Below are 22,788 nucleotides of genomic sequence, written 5' to 3'. Positions count from 1 at the left end.
TGCTTTTCATTTACTGAACAATTACCCTGCACATACCCTTCCCGCTGCAAAATGCCTGACCTTGCTGCCATGATTTCCCCGGGAAAGGACAGCATAACTGAAACAAGTATATCTCACCGCTTTTCAAAAATCAAGAAAACTTACACGTTCATCACACGCCCGATGAACTCACGGACCCGTGCATTAGGTGAACTGAAAAGCTCCTCCGGCGTTCCTTCCTGACAAATTACGCCCTGCTCCATAAAGATGATCCGGTCGGAAAGCTCCCTGGCAAACTGCATTTCATGGGTTACAATGATCATTGTCATATGCTCCTGCGCCAGCTGCCTGATTACCTTTAACACCTCCCCGGTCAGCTCCGGATCCAGCGCTGAGGTAGGTTCGTCAAAAAACAGGATTTTCGGCTGCAGGGCCAGCGCCCGCGCAATGGAAACACGCTGCTGCTGCCCGCCGGAAAGCTGATAGGGATAAGCATCCTTTTTATCGGACAGGCCCAGCTGGGCCAGCAGCTTTTCGGCGCGTGCCTCCGCTTCCTTCCTGGAAATGCCGTCAACCGTCATGGGCGCATCTATGATATTTTTCAGGACGCTGTAATGCGGGAACAGGTTAAAGCTCTGGAACACCAGTCCAAAATGCTTATGGATCCGCTTTAAATCCGCCCTGGAGGCATACACGCACCTGCCGTTTTCCTCATGGGCGGCCTTTTCCTCCAGAAAGGAAAGCTCCCCGCCGTCCATTTTTTCCAGCATGGTGGCGCAGCGAAGCAGCGTAGACTTTCCTGAGCCCGAAGGACCTATGATGGAAACCACCTCCCCTTCCTTTACGGTCAGGGAAATATCCTTGATAACCTCCAGTTCCCCAAAGCTTTTTTTCATATGATTTATTTCAAGAAAATTCCGGCTCATTTTGTTCCTTTTTCTCCTATCCGTGTACTCTGTGTAGAAACGGAGCCCGGAAATACCGGGGAACCGCTTCCCCTGCATTTTCCCAGGCTTCTTTTGCCTTAACCTCTGTAATAATTCAGGCGTTTTTCCACATGCTCCATCACCATGGCAACTACCAGATTGAAAATATAATAAAATACGCCGGCCGCCATCAGCGGAGCTACGGAGGCCTGGGCCGCCGCTATCTGCTTGGCGATGGTAAACATCTCCGTCACGGTAAGCACAAAGGCCAGGGAGGTATCCTTTACCAGCGTTATCATTTCATTTGTCACCGCAGGGAGCACCCGCTTAATCACCTGGGGCAGAATGATTTTTACAAAGGTCTGCGCACGGCTGTAGCCCAGAATTTTAGCCGCCTCATATTGTCCCACCGGCATGGACTCGATTCCGGAACGGTAAATCTCCGCAAAGTACGCCGCATAATTCAGCACAAAGGCCAGGATTACCGCCACCATCCGGTAGCCCTTGGATATTTTCATGCCGAACACATAATAAGGCGCAAAATACACAACAATCAGCTGCAGCATCAGCGGCGTTCCCCTCATTACCGATATGTAAATTTTCGTTATGAAACGAAGCTCCCCGATTTTGGACATCCTTCCAAAGGATAAAAACAATCCCAGCGGCAGGGAGAACAACAGGGTCAATACAAAAATCTCCGTTGTAATCAGCATACCCCCTGCGAGCTGCTGCAGCATATTTCCCAATTCCATGGCTTCCTCCACTTATCTTTCTTTCGTTTGCTTCGGGCTTTCCCAAATTCCTTAACCGGAAAAAAGCCGCTGTTGCGGCTTTCCTTCCGAATCTCTATCCGAGAATCATCAATATTTATTCACTGACTTACCGGCGGCTTCAGCCAGCTTCTGTTATTTTCCAAGGCAGATGCTGTCAAGCAGTCCGTAATCTGCGTACTTTTCTGCTATCTGCTTAAAGGTTCCGTCCTCAGCCATCTCCATCAGGGTCGCTTCAACCGTATTTTTCAGTTCCTCATTGCCCTTCTTAAAGCCGATGCCGTACTGCTCTGTGGACAGGTATTCCTTATGAGCCTCGCCGTCCAAAATCACATAGCCGCCGTCTCTGGAGGCAATCTGGTAATTGGCAACGCCGATATCAATGGCCAGGGCATCAATGGCACCCGCTTCCAGATCCATAAATGCCGTATTATAATCCGCATACTGGTTCAGCGCCGCAAAGGTATCGGCCAGCGCCTTTTCATCCCCTTCCAGGGCTGCCAACGCGGAGGAATCCTTCTGTACTCCCACTGCCTTGCCTGCCAGATCCGCTTTCGTTTCAATTCCCGCGTCCTCAGCCACTACAAATACCTGGCTGTTATCCACATAAGGCACGCTGAAGGTATACTGATCCTCCCTGCCGTTCATTGTAAATCCGTTCCAGATGCAGTCAATCGCTCCGGAATCCAGCTCCATATCCTTGGAATCCCAGTCAATAGGCTGCTTTACCAGCTCCCAGCCCTGACGCTTGCATACCTCAGCCGCCAGATCCAGATCAAATCCCACATATTCACCGCTCTCATCCTTATAACCATAAGGCGGGAATTCCGCATCGAAGCCAACAATAAACTGGCGTCCTTCTCCGTCCGCCGCCGCATCCGCACTCTGCGCCTGCGTGCTGCTTTCTTCCTCCTGTACGCTTTCCGCCGCTGTGCTTTCTGCCGCCGCGTTATCCGCTGCCGCACTGCTCTCCTGTGCCGCGCCTTCGGCCTGTCCGCTTCCTGATGTCTGTGTACCGCCGCAGCCGATCAGGCCAAACGCCATCACACCTGCCAACAGAATTGCCGCTGCCTTTTTCATAGTTCTTCCTCCTCATGCAGGAATACTGTCCCACAGCATTCCTTTACTAATTTATCGATTTAGCATACTAAATCATCACTGGCAATATCCTATCATGAGGTGATTTCCTGTGTCAAGACTGAATGTGATTTTTAATGTGATATTTTATTGAAGAAACAACATCCCGGATGGCAGATAGAGCATAATGACTTTTATGCATCAAGCTCTGCAGACAGCAATCAGATTCTGTCAAGCTTCTCCTTGATCTTCCGTTTTATCCTGAAAAATATGCGTGACGAATACTGCTCATTTTCCACCAGCAATTCGTACGCTTCCATAACACCGGCAGAGTACACAAACCCGAAGATGCCTGCCGCAAATCCAAGGAAAACAAAGGAATGAAAATCCGACCATGCAATATATCCCCTCGCTGTAAAGCCCAGAACCAAAACGCCGATAATAAACAGCACCGTACAGGGAATGGCCACGGCCACATATCTCTTTTTTCGGAAAGCATACTCCTTCGATAATTCCTTCAGGTATTCATAATCAAATAACAATGGTTCCTGCTTTAAAATCTTATATTTTGCTTCCTCTGAAAACATTGCGAATACCACCGAAATAATTCCCGCCACAACGCACAGCGCCATTCCAAGCAGCCGCCATGTTGTCCCTGCCGGAAACATTACATAAGGGATACCGGCCAATGCCCAGAACATAAAGCCTGTTCCTACATACCGGCTGACTTTTTTCTCACTGATAATATATGCCTCCGCCATTTCCCTGCTCACATAATATCCCTTTTCGTCAGCACTCTTTTCTGTTTTTGCATCTTTTAATAAGAAATCAGTTGAAACCTCAAAGATATTAGATAATTGCAAAAGCTTTTCTGTTTCCGGAAATCCCTGATTATTTTCCCATTTACTGACGGCCTGTCTGGTTGTTCCGATTTGTTCTGCCAAAGCCTCCTGAGACAATCCTTTTTCTTTCCTTAGCTTAAAAATCTTTTCACCTAAATTCATTGCATGTATACCTCCTGTGATTTGATAGCAATATGCTGCCAGATCGCGCTGCCATTTTCCATGTTTCAAGGAATGCACTTTGTCAATTTCAGGTTGCATCTATGTAATCCGATGAAAAAAGTTCGCTTTTACTTTAGTATTCACTTTTTCGGAAGCCTTTCCAGCTTATGGAAGCCTCTCATATACCGGCACACATATTCATAGGTTTCCAAAACCGCCCGTCTGCGGGCATCCTTACCCACCTGTCCGCTGGTTTTGTAAAAAAGCTGCGTATTGCAGTATAACAGCTTCATGGGATCCTTCAGGCTGTTTTCTATTGTAAAATCCTCGTTCTCCTGGTACTGCCTGATATAAGGCTCTCCCTGTTCCAGGCATCTGGTAAGGCGCTCATAGCCGTTTTCTTCCTGACCGGACAGCAGTTCCCATACACCAAACAGATACTCGTCGGCTCCCCATGGATGCGGCCTTGCGGCATCGGCCCTGTCGTCCCACAGCAGGCATTCCCTGATTGGATCCGGCGGACCTGCCAGCATCGCCTGAAATAACGCCTGGCGTTCAGGCGCGAAAAAGGCCTCCAGGCAGTCAATCTGTTCCCAGCGGGGGAATACCTCTTCGGCAAGAAAGGTAAGAATCTGGTCAAATTTCCGGTTGATGCCCTCCGTATCTGTCCCGTTCAAATCAAATTGTATGACACCCCATCCGGAGAGCATTTCCTTACGGCGTTCCCCGTGCATGACATCCCCCGGCAGATTGAGGATATGGCTGCGGATGTCGTAGAGCGGGCAGATACAATAATCTATCGCCTCGTACCCGCCTCCCCTGAAATATCCCACAAAATTCAGATAGGAGACGATACCGTTCTGTTCCTTTACAAAGGTTTTCGGGCCTGCCTTTTTCATGCCGTATGCCCTGGCAAGAGGGGCAATTTTTGCCTGCATATTTTCCTTCAGGCGAAGGTGCATGAGGCTTTTGTTTTCCTTCTGGCTATCCTGCGGTAAAATTGGGCTGGCGCTCCGGGGCGTGGCCGGAGCCTGATGAGGCAGGGCCGGGATTTGGCCGGATGGATCAGGAACCTGCGCGGACGGATCTGCAACCTGTCCCGGCGGCGTCCCCAGCCTCTTTTGCCAGTCGAAAGCCACCGGCGCCACGGGATGCTTTGCAAGAAAGGCCTCCCAGGCATCCATAACAGGTGAAATCCTCTCATAATAATCCTGCAGGCGTTTCTCCTGCCATCGTTTGAATTCCTCTTCCGCCTTTATTTTGTAATAGTCAGAGCTGTTTTCCACAGGATGTCCCTGCCTGTAAAAATAGTACAGAACTCCTTCCTGGCTGCGGCACATGGAGGCGTAATCCACCGGCCTGCCGGGTTTGATACGCAGGAAATAACCGGGGGAAAGGTGGGATTTCAGCTGCTCCGCATGAGCATCCCACCAGGCTTCCCACAGGGCAGGCTCCACCGCTCCCCGCACGGCCTGAAGAAACATATTTTCCATTTCATTGATAAAATCCATAGTCCATAACCTCCCAACGCCTGTATATGGCGCGGTAGTTCATAACCCAACCCTTTGCGGCATGATGCCTATTACCCCAGCTGCCATGCCAGGATTTTTCCTTTTGTCCTGCCAAATACAAAAAAAAACGCACGCCTCTTCGTTTATCATAACCATCCTTCTTCCGGCATCTGAAACCGCAATTACTCCCGCCACCTTTTCTTCCTTAACGAGGACCGAAAATAAATCCCACTGCATGCAGGGCATAAAAAAGCGGCATAAAACCTCAGGTTCCTTTGAAATCCCACAGAACAACGAATAGAAGCGATCCGATATGTATTAAAAATCTGTATTTAAAACGGCCTTTCTCAAAGATACCTTTCTATCCTGCATTGCTCCACAACACGTTTTCCCAATAAGGTAATGCACTGTTGCGGGCAACGGCTGATACAGCGATAGCACATAGTACACCGCTCGCCTGACTTGGCACTTCCATCCACTAAGGTTATATTTTTCATGGGGCATACCGCCGCACATTGCCCGCAGCCAATACACCTCGAACTGTCTATTTTCAATTTATCCGTATAACGCTTTGTCCGGTTATAAAAATAAAGTCTTTGGCCAAACAACCCTGCCAGATGGCAAAAAGGGCCGATACCGTCCTGTGGCGGCGTTCCTTTCTGCGTATTACATGCGGCTTCAGCAGATTTAGGCTTCAACTTTTTTTATCCAGAAAACCTATAACAGAAAAAACAAGTCCAATCATCCCAATTATAAGAGTTACCCACTCCATTCCAGATGAACAGCAATTAAATACAAGGGCAAATAATAATATAGCTATTCCTAAACCAATTTTTTTCATTTCAAAATTCTCCTTTGCTCCTTCTAACCTGTCAACTGTAAAAGCATTGTACAGCGTTCCGGCTTTCACAGGGAATGCGCGTCTGGTATCTGTCAATATACCTGAGGAGCTCCATTGCCGCATTTAATATACCTGTACTGTTTTCTAATGCTTAGTTCTGGCCCATATGGCGTATATTCCCATATGACTGACAAAGCCTGCCTGCATCCGGTTCGTTTCGCAGCACCTGTCTCTCCAACTTATTCTAATCGAGAATAAGTTCGAAATATGGTTCATCCACAAAGCCTGTATCTTCATACTGCCTGAACCCACATTGAACAAGGCCGCATTTCTTTGTCATGTTTAATGAAGCCTGATTGTCAGGGTGAACTGAAGCGTATATATATGTAGCCTTTTTGCCGGCCCTGAGCCATTCAACGTATGCTTTCAAAGCTTCTGTACCATAACCCTGATGCTGGTATTCTCCTGCAAGGTGAATAATGAGCTCAACATGAAGCGGGTCCTCCTCGTCAGGCTCTCCTCCACAAATACCTAAAAGCCTATCGTTTTTTATTACTGCAAAAATCGCATTGCCATACGTGTTATACTGCCCCCGGTTGTATTCTATAATCTCAGGAATCTGCTTTCTTGCAATTGCGCCCCCACAGAAACGCATTGTCTCTGTGCTGCCCCAAACTTTGTTGAAAAGCTCATCCAAATCCCCCTGTTCAAGCAACCGAAAGCCTAACCTTTCTGATTCAAATATCATTGTTTTCACCTGTAAATTCAAATCTAAATCAGTCTCTTTAATTTTAATTCAAAAGAAGGATATGTGACATACTCCATATAGATTGGCCTGCCCACGTACTCTAAATAGGCTTTATACCTTTCGATAATCGCCGGAGCTTCTATCAAATTCAATACTTTATCCTTTGCCACATACATGGATTCCAAATTTTCCATAGTAATGCCCTTCCTATTCTGAACATTTCAACCCTGCTCTTTTTTCCAATGCTATCGGAAAAAATTCACGTATAATTGGATACGTTAAGTTATCAGGCAGAGAATCAAAGAGTCCGATCTTCCCCATTTCACTGTAGTCCGGCAAATCGCCCAAAGTATGGATAACTGCAAAATATACCTGTCCATTCCCTTTATAGTGATAGCCATTCAATTCCGCATCTATGTAATAATCGCAGAGCGGCTCAATATCAAAATTAACCGCTCCGGTTTCTTCAAATAATTCTCTTTTTGCGGCCTCCATGGGTGTCTCGCCATTTTCTATCCAACCGCTGGGGTGCTCCCACGTATTCCGCTGTTTATGCATGCAAAACACCCATTTCCCCCTATATATCGCCATAATATCTGCGGAAAAATAATTTCCAAGTGTATTAAAAGGACGGGCATAACACTCCATAAAAACACCTCACTGTTTTTGTATTGCTCTCCATCAGAGCTTTTCTGTTTACTGCCGTCTGTCTCTGCACCTTCTTCAGGGAACTGTACAAACAGCTTTTTCTCCACAACCTGTAATTTATATTATTGTGCCAGTTTCTTCAGTCTGTCACCGGTAAGTCTATACACAGTCCAATCAGACATCGGCTCTGCATCAAGTGATAAATAAAAATCTATGCTTGGTTTATTCCAATCGAGGCAGCTCCATTCCAACCGGCCGCACTTACGCTCGACGGCAATTTCCGCAAGTTTTTTTAGAATGGCTTTTCCATATCCTTTTCCTCTGTACTCCGGTAAAACAAATAAATCCTCCAGATACAAGCCTGCCCTGCCTAAAAAGGTAGAAAAATTATGAAAAAATAGAGCAAAGCCGACTTCCTTGCCTTCAGCAACCGCAAATATCACTTCTGCCTTTTGCCTGTCAAAAATCCATTCCTCCAGCATAATTTCATCTGCGATTACCTCATCCAGCATCTTTTCATATACAGCCAGTTCTTTTATAAATCTCAATATCAGCGAAACATCTTTTCGCTGCGCATATCTGAACTTTAATCCCACACTCATAATTTTATATTCTCTCCGGTAAATTCTAATTTATATAATAGATACTATGTAAACAATGCTTGCAGATAGCAGAGAAATCACACTTCCCAACACAATTCCCTTTATGCCGCCTTTAATATGGAATAAATAATTCTTATATTCCTTATCCATATCTTCAGTCCCAGCTATTCTTAATTTTTTACTATGGCAGAATACACCAATATCAAGCACAATTACATCAAAGAGATTGACGGCAAGGAATAAGATAAACACATGTGAAAATGCTGTTTCAAATTTCTTAGCTCCTGAAAAATAGGCGACTGCCGCCAAAAGAGTAATGCACACAAATACAGCAATGAGTTTCTTCAATATATGTCCTTTTTCAGTACTTTTAACAGTATTTTTATATTCTGGCAAAGACTCTACTCTTTTTCTGATTTCTGGAGGATACGACATAATATACTTGATTGGGTTTTTATATTGTGTTGGCAGTATAATCAATGCAAAAATTATACAAGCAATCATACATTCAATTGCTAAAAGCATAGTTATTCTCCTTTACAAATTCAGTTTGTTTCGCTTTATAAGCCAGGAGTTATACGTCACTTGTACTTTCGATAAAAAGAGAGAGAAATCAATGCCAAAACCATAGGCACACAAGCATACCCAGCATTAACTTTTCCACCGTTAAAAAGAATATATCCGGCCCCGACAAATGTTAAAATTATAAATATTATGCTTAATATCAAAGCCAGCTTTTTTATCATAATCTTCTCCGCCTATCCCGATTTTATCGCTTTATACAAAGATTTACAGCTTGCCCAGGTTAATAAATTCAGAAAGCAGTTCTCTTGTATTCCTCTTCTGATGCCCTGTAATCATATTCTAATACTGTTAAGGGGATTCCAATCGCGCCGGCCTGTCTTTTTTATAAATCAATGCCTATCTCATGCATTGCAATTTTAGTTCCAGCGTTTTTATCAATTGTAAACAACGACAAAACTTCATGTTTTCCATATTTAATTGCGTAATATAGAGCCATTGCCGAATGTTTTCCACTGTTCCAGTTAAAATATGCTTTCTCCATATGTATTCTCTGCCAGACTAAATGTAAAATTGTCAGCCCCGCAAACCTGGGGCTACAACTGCATTGTTCCGGTTTTGTCAGTTCATCAAACAGTTTTCCCGTTACAAATATTTATCATATTTCCCTTGGGGAAAAGGACTCTCCAACCCCAAAACCCTTGGCCACAGACCCGTATCATCAATAACAAATCCCATGATCATCCCCATATGAGTGTGTAAATGTCTGAACTGCGCTAAAATCAACGTGAATTTGCAATACTCACAATCTACAGGATATTCTAATAATTGTTCATCTGTTAAATCTGAAACATATTCTTTTATTTTGTCTTCAATACGGTTAAAATAACAGAGTAATTGCTCCCGCGAAAGTTTTTTGAAAGACTCCATATCTAAGTTGTTTAGATTTGCTTCATGTATGTCAGGCTCTTGGAAATTCTTATCCCTTGGATTGATATACCATAAATCCAACGAGTGCAGCATATGATATATATGCTTAAAACACGGCATCTCACAATATTCCTTATTCCATAATTGATCAGGGACACAATCTATTAAATTCCTTACTTCCCACAGCGCTCTGCCTGTCTGCTCTTCAATTATTTCAACAAGCGTATTCTGTTTCATTCCTTCCCCTTCTCCCTGTTCAAATTTAACAAGTATGCCCTCGCTATTATGAATGCAAGAAATAACTTTCTATTGACTCTATTCTCTGTAAATATTTTTTCCGAAATCGTAGGCTTCCCTAAGGTGGTTCGTTTTATCAATCTGCGGTTTTCCATTCGTATCTCCGCACCCTCCGGCAAGCAGCATCCCTTTATCACGGAAACCCATATAATTGACAATCGTAAATTTGTAATAGGATACCGCCTGTTCATATGTCCAGAAAAAATCATCAGCTGATGTCATAAGTAACGCGGCATCTTTGACCGGATACCTTTCATACCGCCCTAACGGCGGATTCGGGTCTTCCTCAGCAATGCAATAAAATCTCTCAATAAATGCCTTGATTTTGGAGGACAATGTCCAAAATAATAATGGCGATGCAAAGACGATCAAATCTGCCGTCTTAATCTTAGGAACAAGCTCATTAAAACCATCCTTTTGCACGCATGGTTTACCATAGCGGCAAGCGTTGCACCCGATACAGCCTTTCACCTCGGTCTTATTCAAGGAAATCTTTTCAACTGTATGTCCGGCCTCCATTGCGCCTTGAATAAACGCATCTGCTAACTGACTGGTATTACCGTTAAAGCGTCCGCCACCCTGTACCACTAATATTTTTTTCATCACAACCTCCTCCGCAAACTTTAATTTATCAGCTGCATAGACAGGAATTCATTTACTTAGCTTAGATATAAACTCACCCAATACTTTTTCACGGTTATACGATGTCTCATAATAAGACAACCCGTATAAAATGCATTGCTGCTTTAAATAATTACTGATGCTTACAATATCTGCACACTCTCTTTGTTTTTCTTCCTGCGAATGAAAATAGGTATAATCATCCGGTGTGTCATATAGCTGTAATATTCTAAGTCTTTCTTCCGGTGTAGAATCAGATGATAAAAAATAGGCTATATCACATTTTTCATCATCAATATATGTTACATAATCTTCAGGTAATAACTGATATACATCAAAAATCACTCCGTAATCACATTCATCATATTCGCCGCTATCCATCATTGCCCTAATAAATGGAGCGATTTTTGAACTGATATGTTCCAAATTTCTCTGTGGGTCAACAGATGCTTCCGTATCAATATCAGTTTCCGGGAATACCTTTTCAATTCCAGCAATAATGGAATCCATGCTAATATGCTGATATCCCAATGTTTTTGCAACTATTTGTGAAGCTGTACTTTTTCCGGCACGAGGTACTCCGGCTAATATTATATACTTTTTCACATTCCCCTCCACATAACATGATTTCCTCACCTTCAGTTATTATTATCGCCCTTTTTATTTATTCAGGTATCGGTTCGAATTCCTTCAAGTCATCATCGGTAATTTCCCGGATTACCTTACAGGGGCTGCCTGCGGCAAAGCACATCGGGGGAATGTCTCTTGTTACAACACTTCCGGCGCCAATTACCGATCCCTTACCAACAGTCACACCGGCACAGATAACAACATTGCTTCCAATCCATACATTATCCTCAATTACCACTCTTTTACAGTACATTTCCCCACGGCTGCGCGCCATATAGTGCATTGGATGATTTGTGGTGCTCATTGTAACATTGGGCGCAATAAGAACCTTTTCCCCTATGATGATTTCATAATCATCAACCAATGTAAGATTGGAATTAATATACGTGCCGTTTCCAATCGAAACGGTTTTTCCCATCGCCAGTGTAAGCGGAGGTTCTATCCACACATTATTCCCGCAAAAAGCCAGCAATTTCTTTAGAATTTCCTCTCTTTTTTCAGTTTCCGTTGCTCTCGTCTGATTGAAATCCTGGCAAAGGCCCCTGGCGTATATTTGCTGATTCATGTTTTCGCCAGTATCAACCCATAATAAGCCTTCCGCCCTTCGCTCAGCCATTGACAGTGTAACAACATCTTTTTTCTTCATTAGTACTTCCTCCACTTTTATTGTCCGGTCTTATAAACCGGCAGTATCCTGCGAGATCCGTTTCAGCCGCTTCTTTTCCATGAACCAACCTAACATTTTCCCAACCAGTTCTGATTTTGATTCTGATTAAAGTAATTATACTGTGGATTCCCCATAAGGGCAATCTTTATATACGCAGGCCGCACAGAATTAATAAAAAGATGAAAAAAGCGCCAATCATTATTGACTGACGCTCAGGACTGTTAAATATAAAACCAGCAAAGCAAACTGTTCCGCCATACCGGGACCTGGCAATTACCCCTTTTACCAGGCAGGCATAATACTCATCTAACCTTCTATCAGACCAAAAGCAAGGCCTGCACCCAAAACAAATGAAGGCATCCCCTGAAAATGTCATTATCCAGTATTTCCATCCTACTCACAGGCCCTGTTTATGCGTTTTATCTGCCTGAGACACGCAAAAATAAATGTGAATATATCAAACTTCTCTTATCGGGAAATACATATAGTTTATTCCCACAATACTCCCGTTTGCGTCTTTCTTTGCCAATGACAACAAATCTTTCTTTATCACCTTAAACATTGTATTCCTCTTCCGTAAATTCAAATTCGAAGAAATACATCAGTTATCGGAAACCCTTATTAAATTTCTATCAATATAGCTTTTCACTGCAAGATCAATTGTTTCCAGGCAAGTATATTTAGGCTGATATTCTAAAAGCCGCTTTGTTTTTTCAATACTAAATACACCACTTCGCACAATATGATAATATGTATGTTCACATTCTTCGGAATTTCCCTCATACTTGCACCATTCCGGCCATGGAAGAAACTTAATTTTAGATTCATGACCAAAATACTCATACATATGTTTTGCAAAACCATATAATGTTATATGTGTAGCAGCTTCGGCATCAAAAGCCTCTCCAAGTGCTTGGTTTCTATGAGTAATTGCTTTGTAAAATACCTGTGCAACATCATAACCATGAACATGATGCAGGATTTCCTGTCCAAAGTTTGGAAGTGCTATTTCTTTTCCATCAGCAATATCCTGAAATACTCTCATTGAAGTATTTCCCCATGGATTAATAATCGCCCAACCAGGTCCTGATATCTGTCCAGGCATGATAATTGTAGATGGAAAGCCCTCCTTTTGATACTGTTCCTTCAAGTACATCTCACTGGCAAACTTGTCTTTTCCGTATTCATCCAATGGTTCTTTTCTCAAATCATCAGGATTAAACGGTATTGTTTCTGCCATTCCATGCGCCCAGCAAGATGAGCAATAAAGATAATGAAACAATCCTGTCCCCTCGAATCCTTCGACAATCTTCTTGGTTTCCTTAATATTGAAGTTTACCAAATCCACAATAATATCCGGTTCCATAGCCTTTAGTTTTTCAATGAATTCCGAATCATTCTCTCTATCCAATAAGACACGTTTCACCTTATGCCACGCAGGTGCATCTTCATAAGGCATTGACATTTTTCTGGTAATCGCTATTGTTTCATATCCGTTATCTACAAGCATAGGTATAAGATAAGTGCCAATATGTCCTGCTGCACCAATTACTACTACACGCATTTTATTTTCCTCCATAAATTCAAACTTTTCAGTTCGACAAACTGAAATATTTATGTATCCATATTTTCCCATAAGCCATATCTTCTCGTTAGACACAATAAACATATCCTTCTGAAATCCACTCTGGGAATATATCTTTTTGCCTGGGGTGCCATCCGTCATGTTTTGAAAATCCCGTTTGGTAAGCCAGCGAAGAAATTGACAATTCCTATCGAGTTGGAACAAGAGCGAATACGCTACGGGGTCTGATCGCTGCGGCGGGCTTTATATACCTCATTTTCCGAAACATAATTCACAATCATTTCTACTGCCTTATCAATACCTATGGAAGAATCCAGAACAAGCTGATAGTTTTTCCCATCATCCCAGCGCTTACCGGAAATATGGCGATAGTAGGCACTTCTGGCTTTGTCCGAACGGTGGATATTCCACTTGGCTTCCTCGGGTGTGTCACCATAAATTTCCATAACCCGCCTGATACGATATTTCTTCGGTGCATGGATAAATACACGAACCACATTGTCATAATCCCGAAGCACATAGCCTGCGGCTCTGCCAACGATCACACAGCTGCCGTTGTCTGCGATCTGGCAAATGATTTTCTTCTGAGCATCTATAGCGTGGCTGACTGCACCGGTGCTCAGATACAGGTCACGAAGCACCTCGGGAGAATTCTTGTGAATATCAGAAATAAACTCCGCATCCAGTCCGCTTTCGTGGGCAGCCAATGCGATCATCTCTTTGTAATAGAACGGAATGTCCAGGCACTGCGCCACCAGCTTGCCAATCTGCTTGCCAGAGGAACCGTGCTGTCTTGCTATGGTGATAATAACGCCCGGTTTGGATGGCTGTAATGCAGGAGCTGCACCGGAAACGGGAATCTCAGGTCTTCTGTTTTTAACGTAGTCCGCCTCCAGAAACTGACGATAGAATACGATGCCCGCAATACTTGTGATAATTTCCGTTACCGGGAAGGTCATCCAGAACCATGTAAGACCAAAGCGGGAAAATACATATCCCAAAGGTACAAACAGTACCACTGTACGGATAACGGTCAAGGCTGTGCTTTTCAAGCTATAGCCCACAGCCTGAAAGAATACCGGAAAAATCAGAGAAGTGACCATGGGCAGGAAGCTGATGCCGACGAAGCGGAAACCGATGCACCCAATCTCGATTACAAGAGGGTCTGATGTGAATACACTGAGCATCGGTCCGGGAATGGAAGCAAAGCACAGCGTTCCTATTGTCATCATTACAAGACCGAAACCAATCGCAGTCATCAATGTTTTTTTGCAACGGTCAATGTTTCTGGCGGCATAGTTAAAGCTGATGATCGGTACGATACAGGTCTGCATGGCATTCAGCGGAATAAAGAAAAACGTCTGCCACTTATAGTAAAGTCCCAGCGCAGTAACAGCCTGATCGGAGAAGCCCGCCAGGATAAGATTCAGGCCAAGGATATAAAAGGTATACGCAGACTGCATGAGGATGTTGGGCATTCCCAAATGGAAGATCCTTGCAATGTATCGGGGATAAACCGCTTTTGCAGGTGAAGGGCGATAACCCTTCTTCATAACAATCAGTGCGGCAACGATCTGTCCTGCAACGGTGGCAACAGCAGCTCCGGCAATGCCCATTCGGGGCAGTCCAAACATACCAAAAATCAGCAAGGGATCTAAAATAATATTCGTCACAGCACCGACGATCTGCGCAACCATCGGAGTTTTCATATCGCCGTTGGCCTGCAGAACCTTTGTCCAGATACTTTCTAAAAACAGGCCGAAGCTGAACAGGCAGACGATCCTGCCGTAAGTGATTACATCCTGAATGATCGTTTCGGATTCGGTGGACATCCTGGCATAAGCGGGCATAATGAGCCAGCAGATCAGGGCAAACAAAAACCAAAGGACTGTGGCCAACGGAGTACCCACACCAGCGTATTCATTGGCTTCCTTTTCCCGGCCTTCACCAAGCTTAGCGGCAATGATGGTGTTGATCCCAACACCTGTTCCTACTGCAAGAGCGATCATCAAAAGCTGAAGCGGATATACGATGGACAGAGCCGTTAAACCATCATCGGAAAATCTTCCGATGAACAGGCTATCAATAATGTTATACAGCGCCTGAATGAGCTGTGCAAGCATTACAGGCGGAGCCAATTTCAGAAGTATTTTACTGATTTTCTCTTTTCCGTAAAATGCAATCGTATCCATTTATTCCTGTTGTTCCTCCATAACGGTACATAATGCCTTATTATAATCCGATAAAAGCCCTGTCAGCATGGCCAGCTTTTCATCGCCGAGCAGTTCCAGCGCCCCGGTTTCCATTCCTTCCAGCGAAGCCAGCAATGGCGCGATATAGCCGGTACCCTTTTCCGACAGAACAAATGCCTTTTCACGCCCAATAGAGTGCACACTGCTGTATTCCAGCAGACCGTCCTTTCGCATTCTGGTAATGACATTGTTCATTGTCTGGCGTGGAAGTAAATAGCTGTCGCAGATTTGTTTTTGGGTACAGAACCCGAACTCTCTGATGGTATAGAGCACGAGCATCTCATGATAGCTGATCCCATGCCGGGCAGACCACTCAGAGTAGATCCCACGGGCTTTGATGATCGCCCGGTTAATGTCGTTGACAACTTTCAGTGACTCTTTGTTCATGTGTACCTCCTTCAATATAATCCCAAATGGGATTATACCACGAGTCAGAGTTTTTTCAATGGGTTTCACGGAAATGTTACAAAAAAATGCCCGCAGGATTTCTCATACGGGCATTTTTAATCAGCTATCCAATGTTTTATATCCAGTTACAGTTTTCAAATATATCTCGGGATTACCATTCAAGATAAGGTCAGAATATTCAAGAGGTGCATTACAGATCAGATAATCAAGTTCCGCTCGTTTTGATACGCACATACCTTAGGCCTCCGTCTATTTCAGCCGTTCCTGACTGTGCCCAAATCATAGCCCCTGCTATGGTTGTAAACCACCTACAAAGCACACTCAATTTGACAACTTATAGTTGTACATCCCGGAAATATGGGGGGTTAAGGTAATTCTCATTAAGCTCTATAGCTTCCGCATCATCGTATACAAAAACCAGCTTCTTTGAATTAGTCCCACACAATTTCCAAACAACTAAAATTTTCCGGAATTAATGGTATGCACGAATAAATATCTAGTTCCGAAGGATTTATTTCAATTACCCCGTCAGAACATAACCACTCGCAATTCACCAGTTTTTCCAGTTCTTCAGGCTGGATGTCCGCACATACTACGATAGAATCTCCCACATTTCACCAAGAGAAGGCCGGCCAAACTCCCATTGATTCGGGGCAATGGAATCCTCCTGCGTATTTCCCTCAAAAAATTCATCAAGGGTTAATAAAGGAAAGCGTTCTCCGTTATCTCCCAAGAGTTCTTTGAAACCCCGCAATCGTCCTCCCCTCACTGCACTACGTAATCCCGGTACTCCTCCTCCAGTTTTCCCAGAACGCCCTCCATCAGCTCCCCGCACTTTTCCTCCTCTCCCGAGAAGAAAGCGCTCTTAATCTCAGCTACCACAGACTCATTCCTGGAAGCCGTCCAGCCCTCCTTACGTTCCACCACAAGCTTTTCCAGCTCCAGGGACGCCTCATAATACTCCGGATGCTCCGTCAGGAAATTCAGATACTCCTGCTCCTTCAGATGCAGCCGCATCGCCGCCAGATAGGAAAGCAGGCTGGCGGGATCTCCTCCCAGACGGCTGGCCTGCTCAAAGGACACAGCCGCTTTTTCAAATAAGAACAGCTTGGCCTGCGCGCAGCCCATATTATGGTAAACCTTCCCCAGGAAAACAGGGGACAGTCCCTCGCCGTCATGAAGCAGCTTCTGGTATTCCTGCAGCGCCAGCACATATCGCCTGCTTTCCAGAAAATAATCCGCCCTGGCCTTCTGCTTCTCTGACAGCGTCACATCTGCGCTCACCTCCACCAAATGCTGTGTTTCCCGGATTTCCCGGTCGTCAAAATACCCTGTATACTCAAAAATTACGGTAACAAAGCTTTCCGGTTTCTCCTTATTTTTTAAAAGCATATTCAGCTTCTGTCCCAGATCCGGCAGGGCGCATTCCTTCCCTATCCAGTCAAAAAGCCCCCGGGTAAAAATATTTTCATCCAGCAGATACGCATTTTCCCGCAGGAAGAAGCACAGCTCCTCTATGGAAAAAACACGGACCCTGGACTTTTCAAAGGTGTATGGATTATCTGCCAGTCTTCCCAGACATAAATGGACCCTGCTCATGCGCCTCCGCCTCCTTTCGCTGAAATATGTTAAAATCGCTCCTGCCGTCCGCCAAGACTGAAAGTCTCCTCCCATATCTTATGGGATGCCGGGAACATTTCCCCAAAGCCCAGATCCTCCATCCGCAGCTTTACTGTATCCACATCCTCCAGAGAAACCGTCAGGCGTATCCTCGTCGTTCTCACAGGCCTCTCCGGAACCCCGTCCAGCGTTACGGTCACTTCCTTTACCTCACGCCCGGAAAGAGGCGTAATCCGCAGGGAAAACGCATGATCCTCGTTCAAAAGGAAATCACATTCCCTTTTTGCATCATACCAGTTGGTTCCCGCATCCAGCAGTGCAAAATAGGATTCCTCCCCCCTGAAGGCCGCCTCCAGCCCGATATTGGCCTTCAGCATGTCCTTGCCCAGATAAACGTAGCCGCTGCTGTTTTCACCAGGCTGCTGCTTGGCCCTTGCCCCATAGCACGCTCCCTTGCTGTACAGGTTGTTTCCCAGGAAAACACGCCTGCCGCGGCAGAGGATCGGCAGCGAACGGGTATACCAGTCACCTTCAAAACCGTCGCCTATCAGATAAACCGTATCAATGATTTTTCCCTCGCACACCTTTCCTAAAATCGCCGCAAAGACGCTGTCCATCCGCTGTTTTACAGCCTCCCGTTCAGCTTCCTCCTCCGGCAGGGCCTCTCTTGGCAGCTGCGGGTAATCATCCTCCCGTATCATCACCGTCACCGGCCTGGTATGCCGGTTTACCTCAAACATGAGCAGCTTCATATGGCTGCCAGAAAAATCGCATACCATCACATGATGCCGCCAAAGCTCCTCTGGCTGGTTGATATTATAATAGAAGAAGCTCTCCGCCCTGCTTTGGCAGGAAACCCGTTCCGGCGGCAGGGAAATCAGCGCCGCCACCCGGGACAGCACCTCCACGGTCTGCTTATCCACTTTTTCTAACGTAAAAAGGAACATGCCCGCTTTTTCCGGATTGACCGCCCCCGCAAGCAGCGAAAGGCTTCGTTTGATAAACAGGGAAAGCAAAACAGCCCCTTCGTAGCTTTCCCCGTCCACCTCCACGCTCTCGCCCGCCAGCGCTTTGGAAAGCAAGTTTTCCACAAGGATGCCGTCACCGGCAGCCGCATTTTTCAGAGCTTCCCTTCCATAGGTCCATACATCCCGATCCGTGCGCCGGCAGAGCACCGCGGGAATCATGTACTGCTCCTCGCCCATGACCTGGGTCAGTGTTTCTGGTTTATCCGCTCCCGGCATCCAGAAGCTGATCTGGGCAAACCTGTCGCTGATGTCATATCCGATAAACGCGCCTGTTCCGCTTTTCCTGTCCCCATTTCCCAGAAACATCTTCCTTCACCTGCCTTTCTTCTGCGGCAGTCCAGTTAAAATTGAACCACGGTAACAGCCCCGATGGGCTGAACCGTTACAAACCGCCGCTTTTTTTTCTGTTACTGCCCTTTTATCTGAAACAGTCCGTCAGTCATCCACTCCGTCATCAGATACTGTTCCAGAAGCTCCTGTGCCTCCGCTTCCTCTCCCATCAGGCGGGCGGAAGCGATATCGTTAATCAAGCCATACCGGCTTTCCTTCACAAAAAGGCTGCAGTCCCCCATTTTCAGCTCGCCGCTGTCCAGGATCTCCCCGCTGCCGGAATTATCCGAGATAAAATACTGCAGGCTTTCTCCTGCAAACAGCACAAAACTGGCCGTATAAATGCCTGCATACATATGCTGCAGCTCCAGGGTCCGGTAAGTCTTCTGCGACGCAGAAGGCTCGCTGCCGCCCATTCCATTTGAAACTATCCGGTAATTGATCACTGCCGGCCGCTCCCTTTGGCCCCGGAAAACTACCATGGTTTTATCCATCATGGGTTCCGCGCCTTCCAGGATATCCACATACTCCTGGAACAGAGGAAGCTTCATATTTTTGCTGATAAGCTCCTCCCCGAACTGCTTAATCAGCAAATCAACCCTTTCGCCGCGCTCGTCACGGTTTCTCGCAAAATATTCCAGAAACGCCAGGCGGCACATATCGCTTAAAGGCTCACCCCTGGCCGCCACCCTGCCGATATCAGTGATGATGTAGCGGTCCATTTTTTCCCCGTTCATCAGATACAGGCCGCTGCACCTGTGCAGGAAAGCCGCTTCCAGCTCATTTTTTCCGCCGCCCACAATATACTGCCGTAAAAGCCCGGTGCGTTCCAGCACATTTACGCCGGTATAGAGCAGCTGCACCAGCAGCCTTTCCGTCAGGTTATAGGTGTCCACCGCAAAGTTCTCCGCAGCCCTCCGGATTTCCGTCAGTTCCTTACAGCTTCCCTCATATTGCTCCACCAGGTGCTGCAGGATATGGCTGTCATATTTTTCCCGGCCGAATGCGCTGTAGCAAAGCCGGGTCATGGCCGCTTCCTGGGTGCACAGGCCGGTTTCCAGCATTCTGCTGCACAGGCGCAGCAGGATTTTGGCATCCGCACGTCCCAGCTCCATTCCCTGCAGCCAGGCGTAGGCCTTTTCATAAAAAGAACGGAGCACCAGAAATCCTGCCGCCTCATAAACATCCGACGCGTCCAAATCCTCTTTTTTCAATGTCTCCAGCAGCAGATCCAGCTCCTCCAGGTTCTCCTGTCCATAATAAAAACGCAGCAGCGCCATGCGTATCGCCCGGGCAAAGGCCGGGATAACGTGCTCATCCTCCGCAAGCAGCCGGAACCTGGACGCATTTTTTTCCGTAATCCGTATTTTTCCCTTGCTGCTCTCACAGCAGAACAGATTAAAGCCCAGGGAATTTTCCACAAAGGGCTCCAAAGCGCCCGCGCACCGGGCCGGATACATCAGCCGGTCGAGTACAAAGGGCCTTCCGGCGGCATAACGGTTATGGGCTTCATCCTCCAGAAGGATCTCATAATCCTTATCATAAACCGCCACATAGGCTCTGCCATCCTCCACCGGATAGGCCTGCTCGCCCCGCAGCCGGGTATGGATGACCACCGCCTGCCGGATATCCGATCCCTCGCAGTCCAGCTGCTGCATGAAAAGAAGGGGCGCCACCGCCTGGCAGTTATCCCTGGTCAGCATTTTTTCATCCAGGACGGTCTGATACAGATACGCCAGATGCCGGTTGATACGGCCTTTATAGAGCTGCTGCAGCACGAAGCGGTCTATCTGGCTCTTGTAGGCCAGGTACAGCTCCGGGAACTCTTCCCTGTGCTTTTGCAGATAGGCATACAGGTAGGCGCAGTGTTCATAATCCAGATTGCTCTGGTAAGCAAAATACATGAGTACAATGCGGGGGATTTCCACTTCCTTATTCAAATCCACCGACATCATATAATATTCATACAGCCTGGTAACCCTCAGCTCCTGCTCCACGCCCCTGCGGTACCACAGGTAATATTCCGGGCCGCTTTTATTTCCCTTAATCAGCAGGGAACAGATGGCGGCAAGCAGCTGCGGATCACTTTTTTTCTCATAGCAGGCCTTCAAAATCCCGAACAGGCACTCCTTATAATATTTTTCCTTTCCTGCAAGATAGACCAGATGCCCCACCAAATCCTCGGAAAGGATTCCGTTCCTGGCGCCGAAATGCAGAAGCTGCAGTTCATAGGTATCCAGCTTCATCATCAGGGTTGGGCTGAAATTCGCCAGGTGCAGAGCCTCCAGATACAACACGGGGCTCGTCCCGCTGCGCCGGAACTGTTCCTCCAGAAACAGCCATTTCTGGGAAACGCTTCTCCCCAGGGGCGCCAGCATAAACAGCAGAAGCCAGGCAATCCGCCAGTTATCCCGGTATACCCGGTAAAAATCCTCCACCTGTATGGTAACCTCTGCGGTAAAAGCCTCATCCCTGTGATACAGGCTGCTCAGATATAGATAATAACAGTAAAGCTCCGGCGCTTCATCGTCCAGGGTGATATCCAGATGTTCCAGAATCCGTCCCGCATCGTCAAAGCGTTCCTCCGTAATCAGAAGATGCGCCTGATAAAGCCGCACCGCAGGATTCTTATCATCCAGCCGCTTCATCCGCTCCACCACCTCAGCGGTCTGCGCCCTCCACAGCACTGCATTCATCCGCTTCATTTTATAATCCTGATAAAGCCGTACCAGCTCCACCGTCAGACGCTTCATCTCCTGCCGGCGCCCGGTTCTCGCCACACGATGCTCCGCCCTTTTGATAATGGTAACGGATGCATACTGTGTTCCATAGGCATGTCTTAAAATGATCCTTCCGAAATTCTTTCCTTCATGCAGCGCCTCCTGATTGACAAACAAAGGCAGGCTGCACTGGTTTCCCAGGAAATCCTCCTCCCGCAGGATTTTTTTCTCCGTGGAAAGAAAACCCCCTTCCGTTTCCACCTCCAGATAGGTACAGCCCCAGCCGTTTTTTACAATCTGAAGCGTCTCCCCTCCCTGCCCCTGAAGGTTTGCCACCACGATTTCCGTCCGTGGAAGCACATATTCCACCGGCTGCTTCTTATGCACGGAAATGAGAAATTCCTCCACGTTATGCACATTTCCCGGATCTCTGGAAAGACCTTTGTACAGATTTCGGTATTTCCGGTCCTGCCCGCCCAGAACCCGCAGGAAATCAGGTGAATAAAACAGCTTCACTGCCTCCTCCCAGCTATTTCTCGCCAGGTTCGTAAACTGGAACAGATTGCCCAGCTCGCCCTCTGAGCTGACCAGCTCCTTATGTACCACCACCGCCTGAAACGGCACCTCATACTCACCCCGGTTGGACACGATCAGGAATCTTCCCCTGCGCTCCTCCCCCTCCCGCATCCCGCGGCTGTCAAACCGGTACTCTATATTTTCCACAGAGCCCGAAAAAAAAGAAGTCAGGCACTCCATACGCTCTTCGTCACAGGAAACGTACCCTTCCGTCACCTGTCCGGGTTCCCCGGTTACCGTAAAGAAGCCTTCCCTCACTTCATCCTTTTCCAGGGCCAGACCCACTTCCTGACATGAGAGCTCCAAAGAACCGCCTGTTTCTTCCCAATCCTCTGTTGATATCCGCGCAAAAAGCTCCTTCAAAGTTCTCACCTCCTCGTCTGTTTTTATTCAACTATAGCTAAAACACGTTGCATAGGCCTGTATATATTCTTATAGTATAATGCCACAGTGTTTCATAAAAAAATTGTAACTGTTCAGTACCCCTCACAGTTAC

The 22,788-nt window shown here is 46.3% G+C and carries 25 protein-coding genes and 1 pseudogene; all 26 read right to left on the bottom strand.

What is annotated here, in order from left to right; translation table 11 throughout:
* Positions 1-140 precede the first annotated feature (140 nt).
* Entirely contained in the window at positions 141-905 is a 765-nt protein-coding gene (locus HMPREF1548_RS15740; protein ID WP_035322420.1) for an amino acid ABC transporter ATP-binding protein, read from the bottom strand.
* Between the two features lie 98 nt (positions 906-1,003).
* Positions 1,004-1,657: an amino acid ABC transporter permease gene (locus HMPREF1548_RS15735; protein WP_035322406.1), complete on the bottom strand. Its 654-nt coding sequence runs from the start codon at positions 1,655-1,657 to the stop codon at positions 1,004-1,006.
* Positions 1,658-1,810: 153 nt separating this feature from the next.
* Positions 1,811-2,755: an amino acid ABC transporter substrate-binding protein gene (locus tag HMPREF1548_RS15730; protein ID WP_021637293.1), complete on the bottom strand. Its 945-nt coding sequence runs from the start codon at positions 2,753-2,755 to the stop codon at positions 1,811-1,813.
* Between the two features lie 218 nt (positions 2,756-2,973).
* Positions 2,974-3,756, bottom strand: a complete 783-nt coding sequence (locus HMPREF1548_RS15725; RefSeq protein ID WP_025491254.1) for a helix-turn-helix domain-containing protein — start codon at positions 3,754-3,756, stop codon at positions 2,974-2,976.
* Positions 3,757-3,896: 140 nt separating this feature from the next.
* Positions 3,897-5,267: a hypothetical protein gene (locus HMPREF1548_RS15720; RefSeq protein WP_021637290.1), complete on the bottom strand. Its 1,371-nt coding sequence runs from the start codon at positions 5,265-5,267 to the stop codon at positions 3,897-3,899.
* 347 nt (positions 5,268-5,614) lie between these two features.
* Entirely contained in the window at positions 5,615-5,875 is a 261-nt protein-coding gene (locus HMPREF1548_RS30580; protein ID WP_334309346.1) for a 4Fe-4S dicluster domain-containing protein, read from the bottom strand.
* A gap of 86 nt (positions 5,876-5,961) precedes the next feature.
* Positions 5,962-6,108, bottom strand: coding sequence for a hypothetical protein (locus tag HMPREF1548_RS30025; RefSeq protein WP_181970274.1), 147 nt, complete (start codon positions 6,106-6,108; stop codon positions 5,962-5,964).
* A gap of 244 nt (positions 6,109-6,352) precedes the next feature.
* Positions 6,353-6,856: a GNAT family N-acetyltransferase gene (locus HMPREF1548_RS15705; protein ID WP_021637286.1), complete on the bottom strand. Its 504-nt coding sequence runs from the start codon at positions 6,854-6,856 to the stop codon at positions 6,353-6,355.
* A gap of 23 nt (positions 6,857-6,879) precedes the next feature.
* Complete coding sequence (locus tag HMPREF1548_RS29045) at positions 6,880-7,050, bottom strand: hypothetical protein (protein WP_021637285.1); 171 nt, start codon at positions 7,048-7,050, stop codon at positions 6,880-6,882.
* Between the two features lie 13 nt (positions 7,051-7,063).
* Positions 7,064-7,414: an NUDIX domain-containing protein gene (locus HMPREF1548_RS15700; protein ID WP_243005909.1), complete on the bottom strand. Its 351-nt coding sequence runs from the start codon at positions 7,412-7,414 to the stop codon at positions 7,064-7,066.
* Positions 7,415-7,626: 212 nt separating this feature from the next.
* Positions 7,627-8,106, bottom strand: a complete 480-nt coding sequence (locus HMPREF1548_RS15695; RefSeq protein ID WP_021637283.1) for a GNAT family N-acetyltransferase — start codon at positions 8,104-8,106, stop codon at positions 7,627-7,629.
* A 30-nt stretch (positions 8,107-8,136) separates the two neighbouring features.
* Positions 8,137-8,631: a hypothetical protein gene (locus HMPREF1548_RS30020; RefSeq protein ID WP_021637282.1), complete on the bottom strand. Its 495-nt coding sequence runs from the start codon at positions 8,629-8,631 to the stop codon at positions 8,137-8,139.
* A gap of 56 nt (positions 8,632-8,687) precedes the next feature.
* Positions 8,688-8,852, bottom strand: a complete 165-nt coding sequence (locus tag HMPREF1548_RS29545) for a hypothetical protein (protein WP_021637281.1) — start codon at positions 8,850-8,852, stop codon at positions 8,688-8,690.
* 161 nt (positions 8,853-9,013) lie between these two features.
* Positions 9,014-9,172, bottom strand: a complete 159-nt coding sequence (locus HMPREF1548_RS29540) for an adenine nucleotide alpha hydrolase family protein (protein ID WP_021637280.1) — start codon at positions 9,170-9,172, stop codon at positions 9,014-9,016.
* 101 nt (positions 9,173-9,273) lie between these two features.
* Positions 9,274-9,795, bottom strand: a complete 522-nt coding sequence (locus HMPREF1548_RS15685) for a hypothetical protein (protein WP_021637279.1) — start codon at positions 9,793-9,795, stop codon at positions 9,274-9,276.
* Positions 9,796-9,873: 78 nt separating this feature from the next.
* Positions 9,874-10,458 (bottom strand): flavodoxin family protein, encoded by a 585-nt coding sequence (locus HMPREF1548_RS15680; RefSeq protein ID WP_021637278.1) that lies wholly within the window; start codon positions 10,456-10,458, stop codon positions 9,874-9,876.
* Between the two features lie 48 nt (positions 10,459-10,506).
* Positions 10,507-11,082, bottom strand: coding sequence for a nucleoside/nucleotide kinase family protein (locus tag HMPREF1548_RS15675; RefSeq protein WP_146045364.1), 576 nt, complete (start codon positions 11,080-11,082; stop codon positions 10,507-10,509).
* A 58-nt stretch (positions 11,083-11,140) separates the two neighbouring features.
* Positions 11,141-11,752, bottom strand: coding sequence for a sugar O-acetyltransferase (locus tag HMPREF1548_RS15670; protein ID WP_021637276.1), 612 nt, complete (start codon positions 11,750-11,752; stop codon positions 11,141-11,143).
* Between the two features lie 622 nt (positions 11,753-12,374).
* Positions 12,375-13,409 carry an NAD-dependent epimerase/dehydratase family protein gene (locus tag HMPREF1548_RS15665; protein ID WP_286138079.1) on the bottom strand — a complete coding sequence of 345 codons (1,035 nt, stop codon included), beginning with the start codon at positions 13,407-13,409 and terminating at the stop codon, positions 12,375-12,377.
* Between the two features lie 164 nt (positions 13,410-13,573).
* The gene (locus tag HMPREF1548_RS30015; protein WP_021637273.1) at positions 13,574-15,550 is read right to left on the bottom strand and encodes an MATE family efflux transporter; all 1,977 of its coding nucleotides are present in this window, start codon (positions 15,548-15,550) and stop codon (positions 13,574-13,576) included.
* Positions 15,551-15,997: a MarR family winged helix-turn-helix transcriptional regulator gene (locus HMPREF1548_RS15655; protein ID WP_051358411.1), complete on the bottom strand. Its 447-nt coding sequence runs from the start codon at positions 15,995-15,997 to the stop codon at positions 15,551-15,553.
* A gap of 120 nt (positions 15,998-16,117) precedes the next feature.
* On the bottom strand, positions 16,118-16,252 hold the full coding sequence (locus tag HMPREF1548_RS30575) for a DUF6061 family protein (RefSeq protein ID WP_330413862.1): 135 nt from the start codon (positions 16,250-16,252) through the stop codon (positions 16,118-16,120).
* 197 nt (positions 16,253-16,449) lie between these two features.
* Positions 16,450-16,787 (bottom strand): annotated as a pseudogene (locus tag HMPREF1548_RS31045) (YfbO family protein).
* Positions 16,784-17,617, bottom strand: coding sequence for a hypothetical protein (locus HMPREF1548_RS15645; protein ID WP_021637269.1), 834 nt, complete (start codon positions 17,615-17,617; stop codon positions 16,784-16,786). The pseudogene HMPREF1548_RS31045 and the gene HMPREF1548_RS15645 overlap by 4 nt, the downstream one beginning before the upstream one ends.
* A gap of 29 nt (positions 17,618-17,646) precedes the next feature.
* Positions 17,647-18,972, bottom strand: coding sequence for a DUF5716 family protein (locus tag HMPREF1548_RS15640; RefSeq protein WP_021637268.1), 1,326 nt, complete (start codon positions 18,970-18,972; stop codon positions 17,647-17,649).
* Between the two features lie 101 nt (positions 18,973-19,073).
* Positions 19,074-22,655, bottom strand: a complete 3,582-nt coding sequence (locus HMPREF1548_RS15635; protein ID WP_035322397.1) for a DUF5717 family protein — start codon at positions 22,653-22,655, stop codon at positions 19,074-19,076.
* Positions 22,656-22,788 lie beyond the last annotated feature (133 nt).

The sequence above is a fragment of the Clostridium sp. KLE 1755 genome (assembly GCF_000466465.2).
GTDB lineage: Bacteria > Bacillota > Clostridia > Lachnospirales > Lachnospiraceae > Eisenbergiella > Eisenbergiella porci.
The sequence above is the reverse complement of the archived record's forward strand: the minus strand, read 5'-3'. Positions and strand labels throughout refer to the sequence as shown.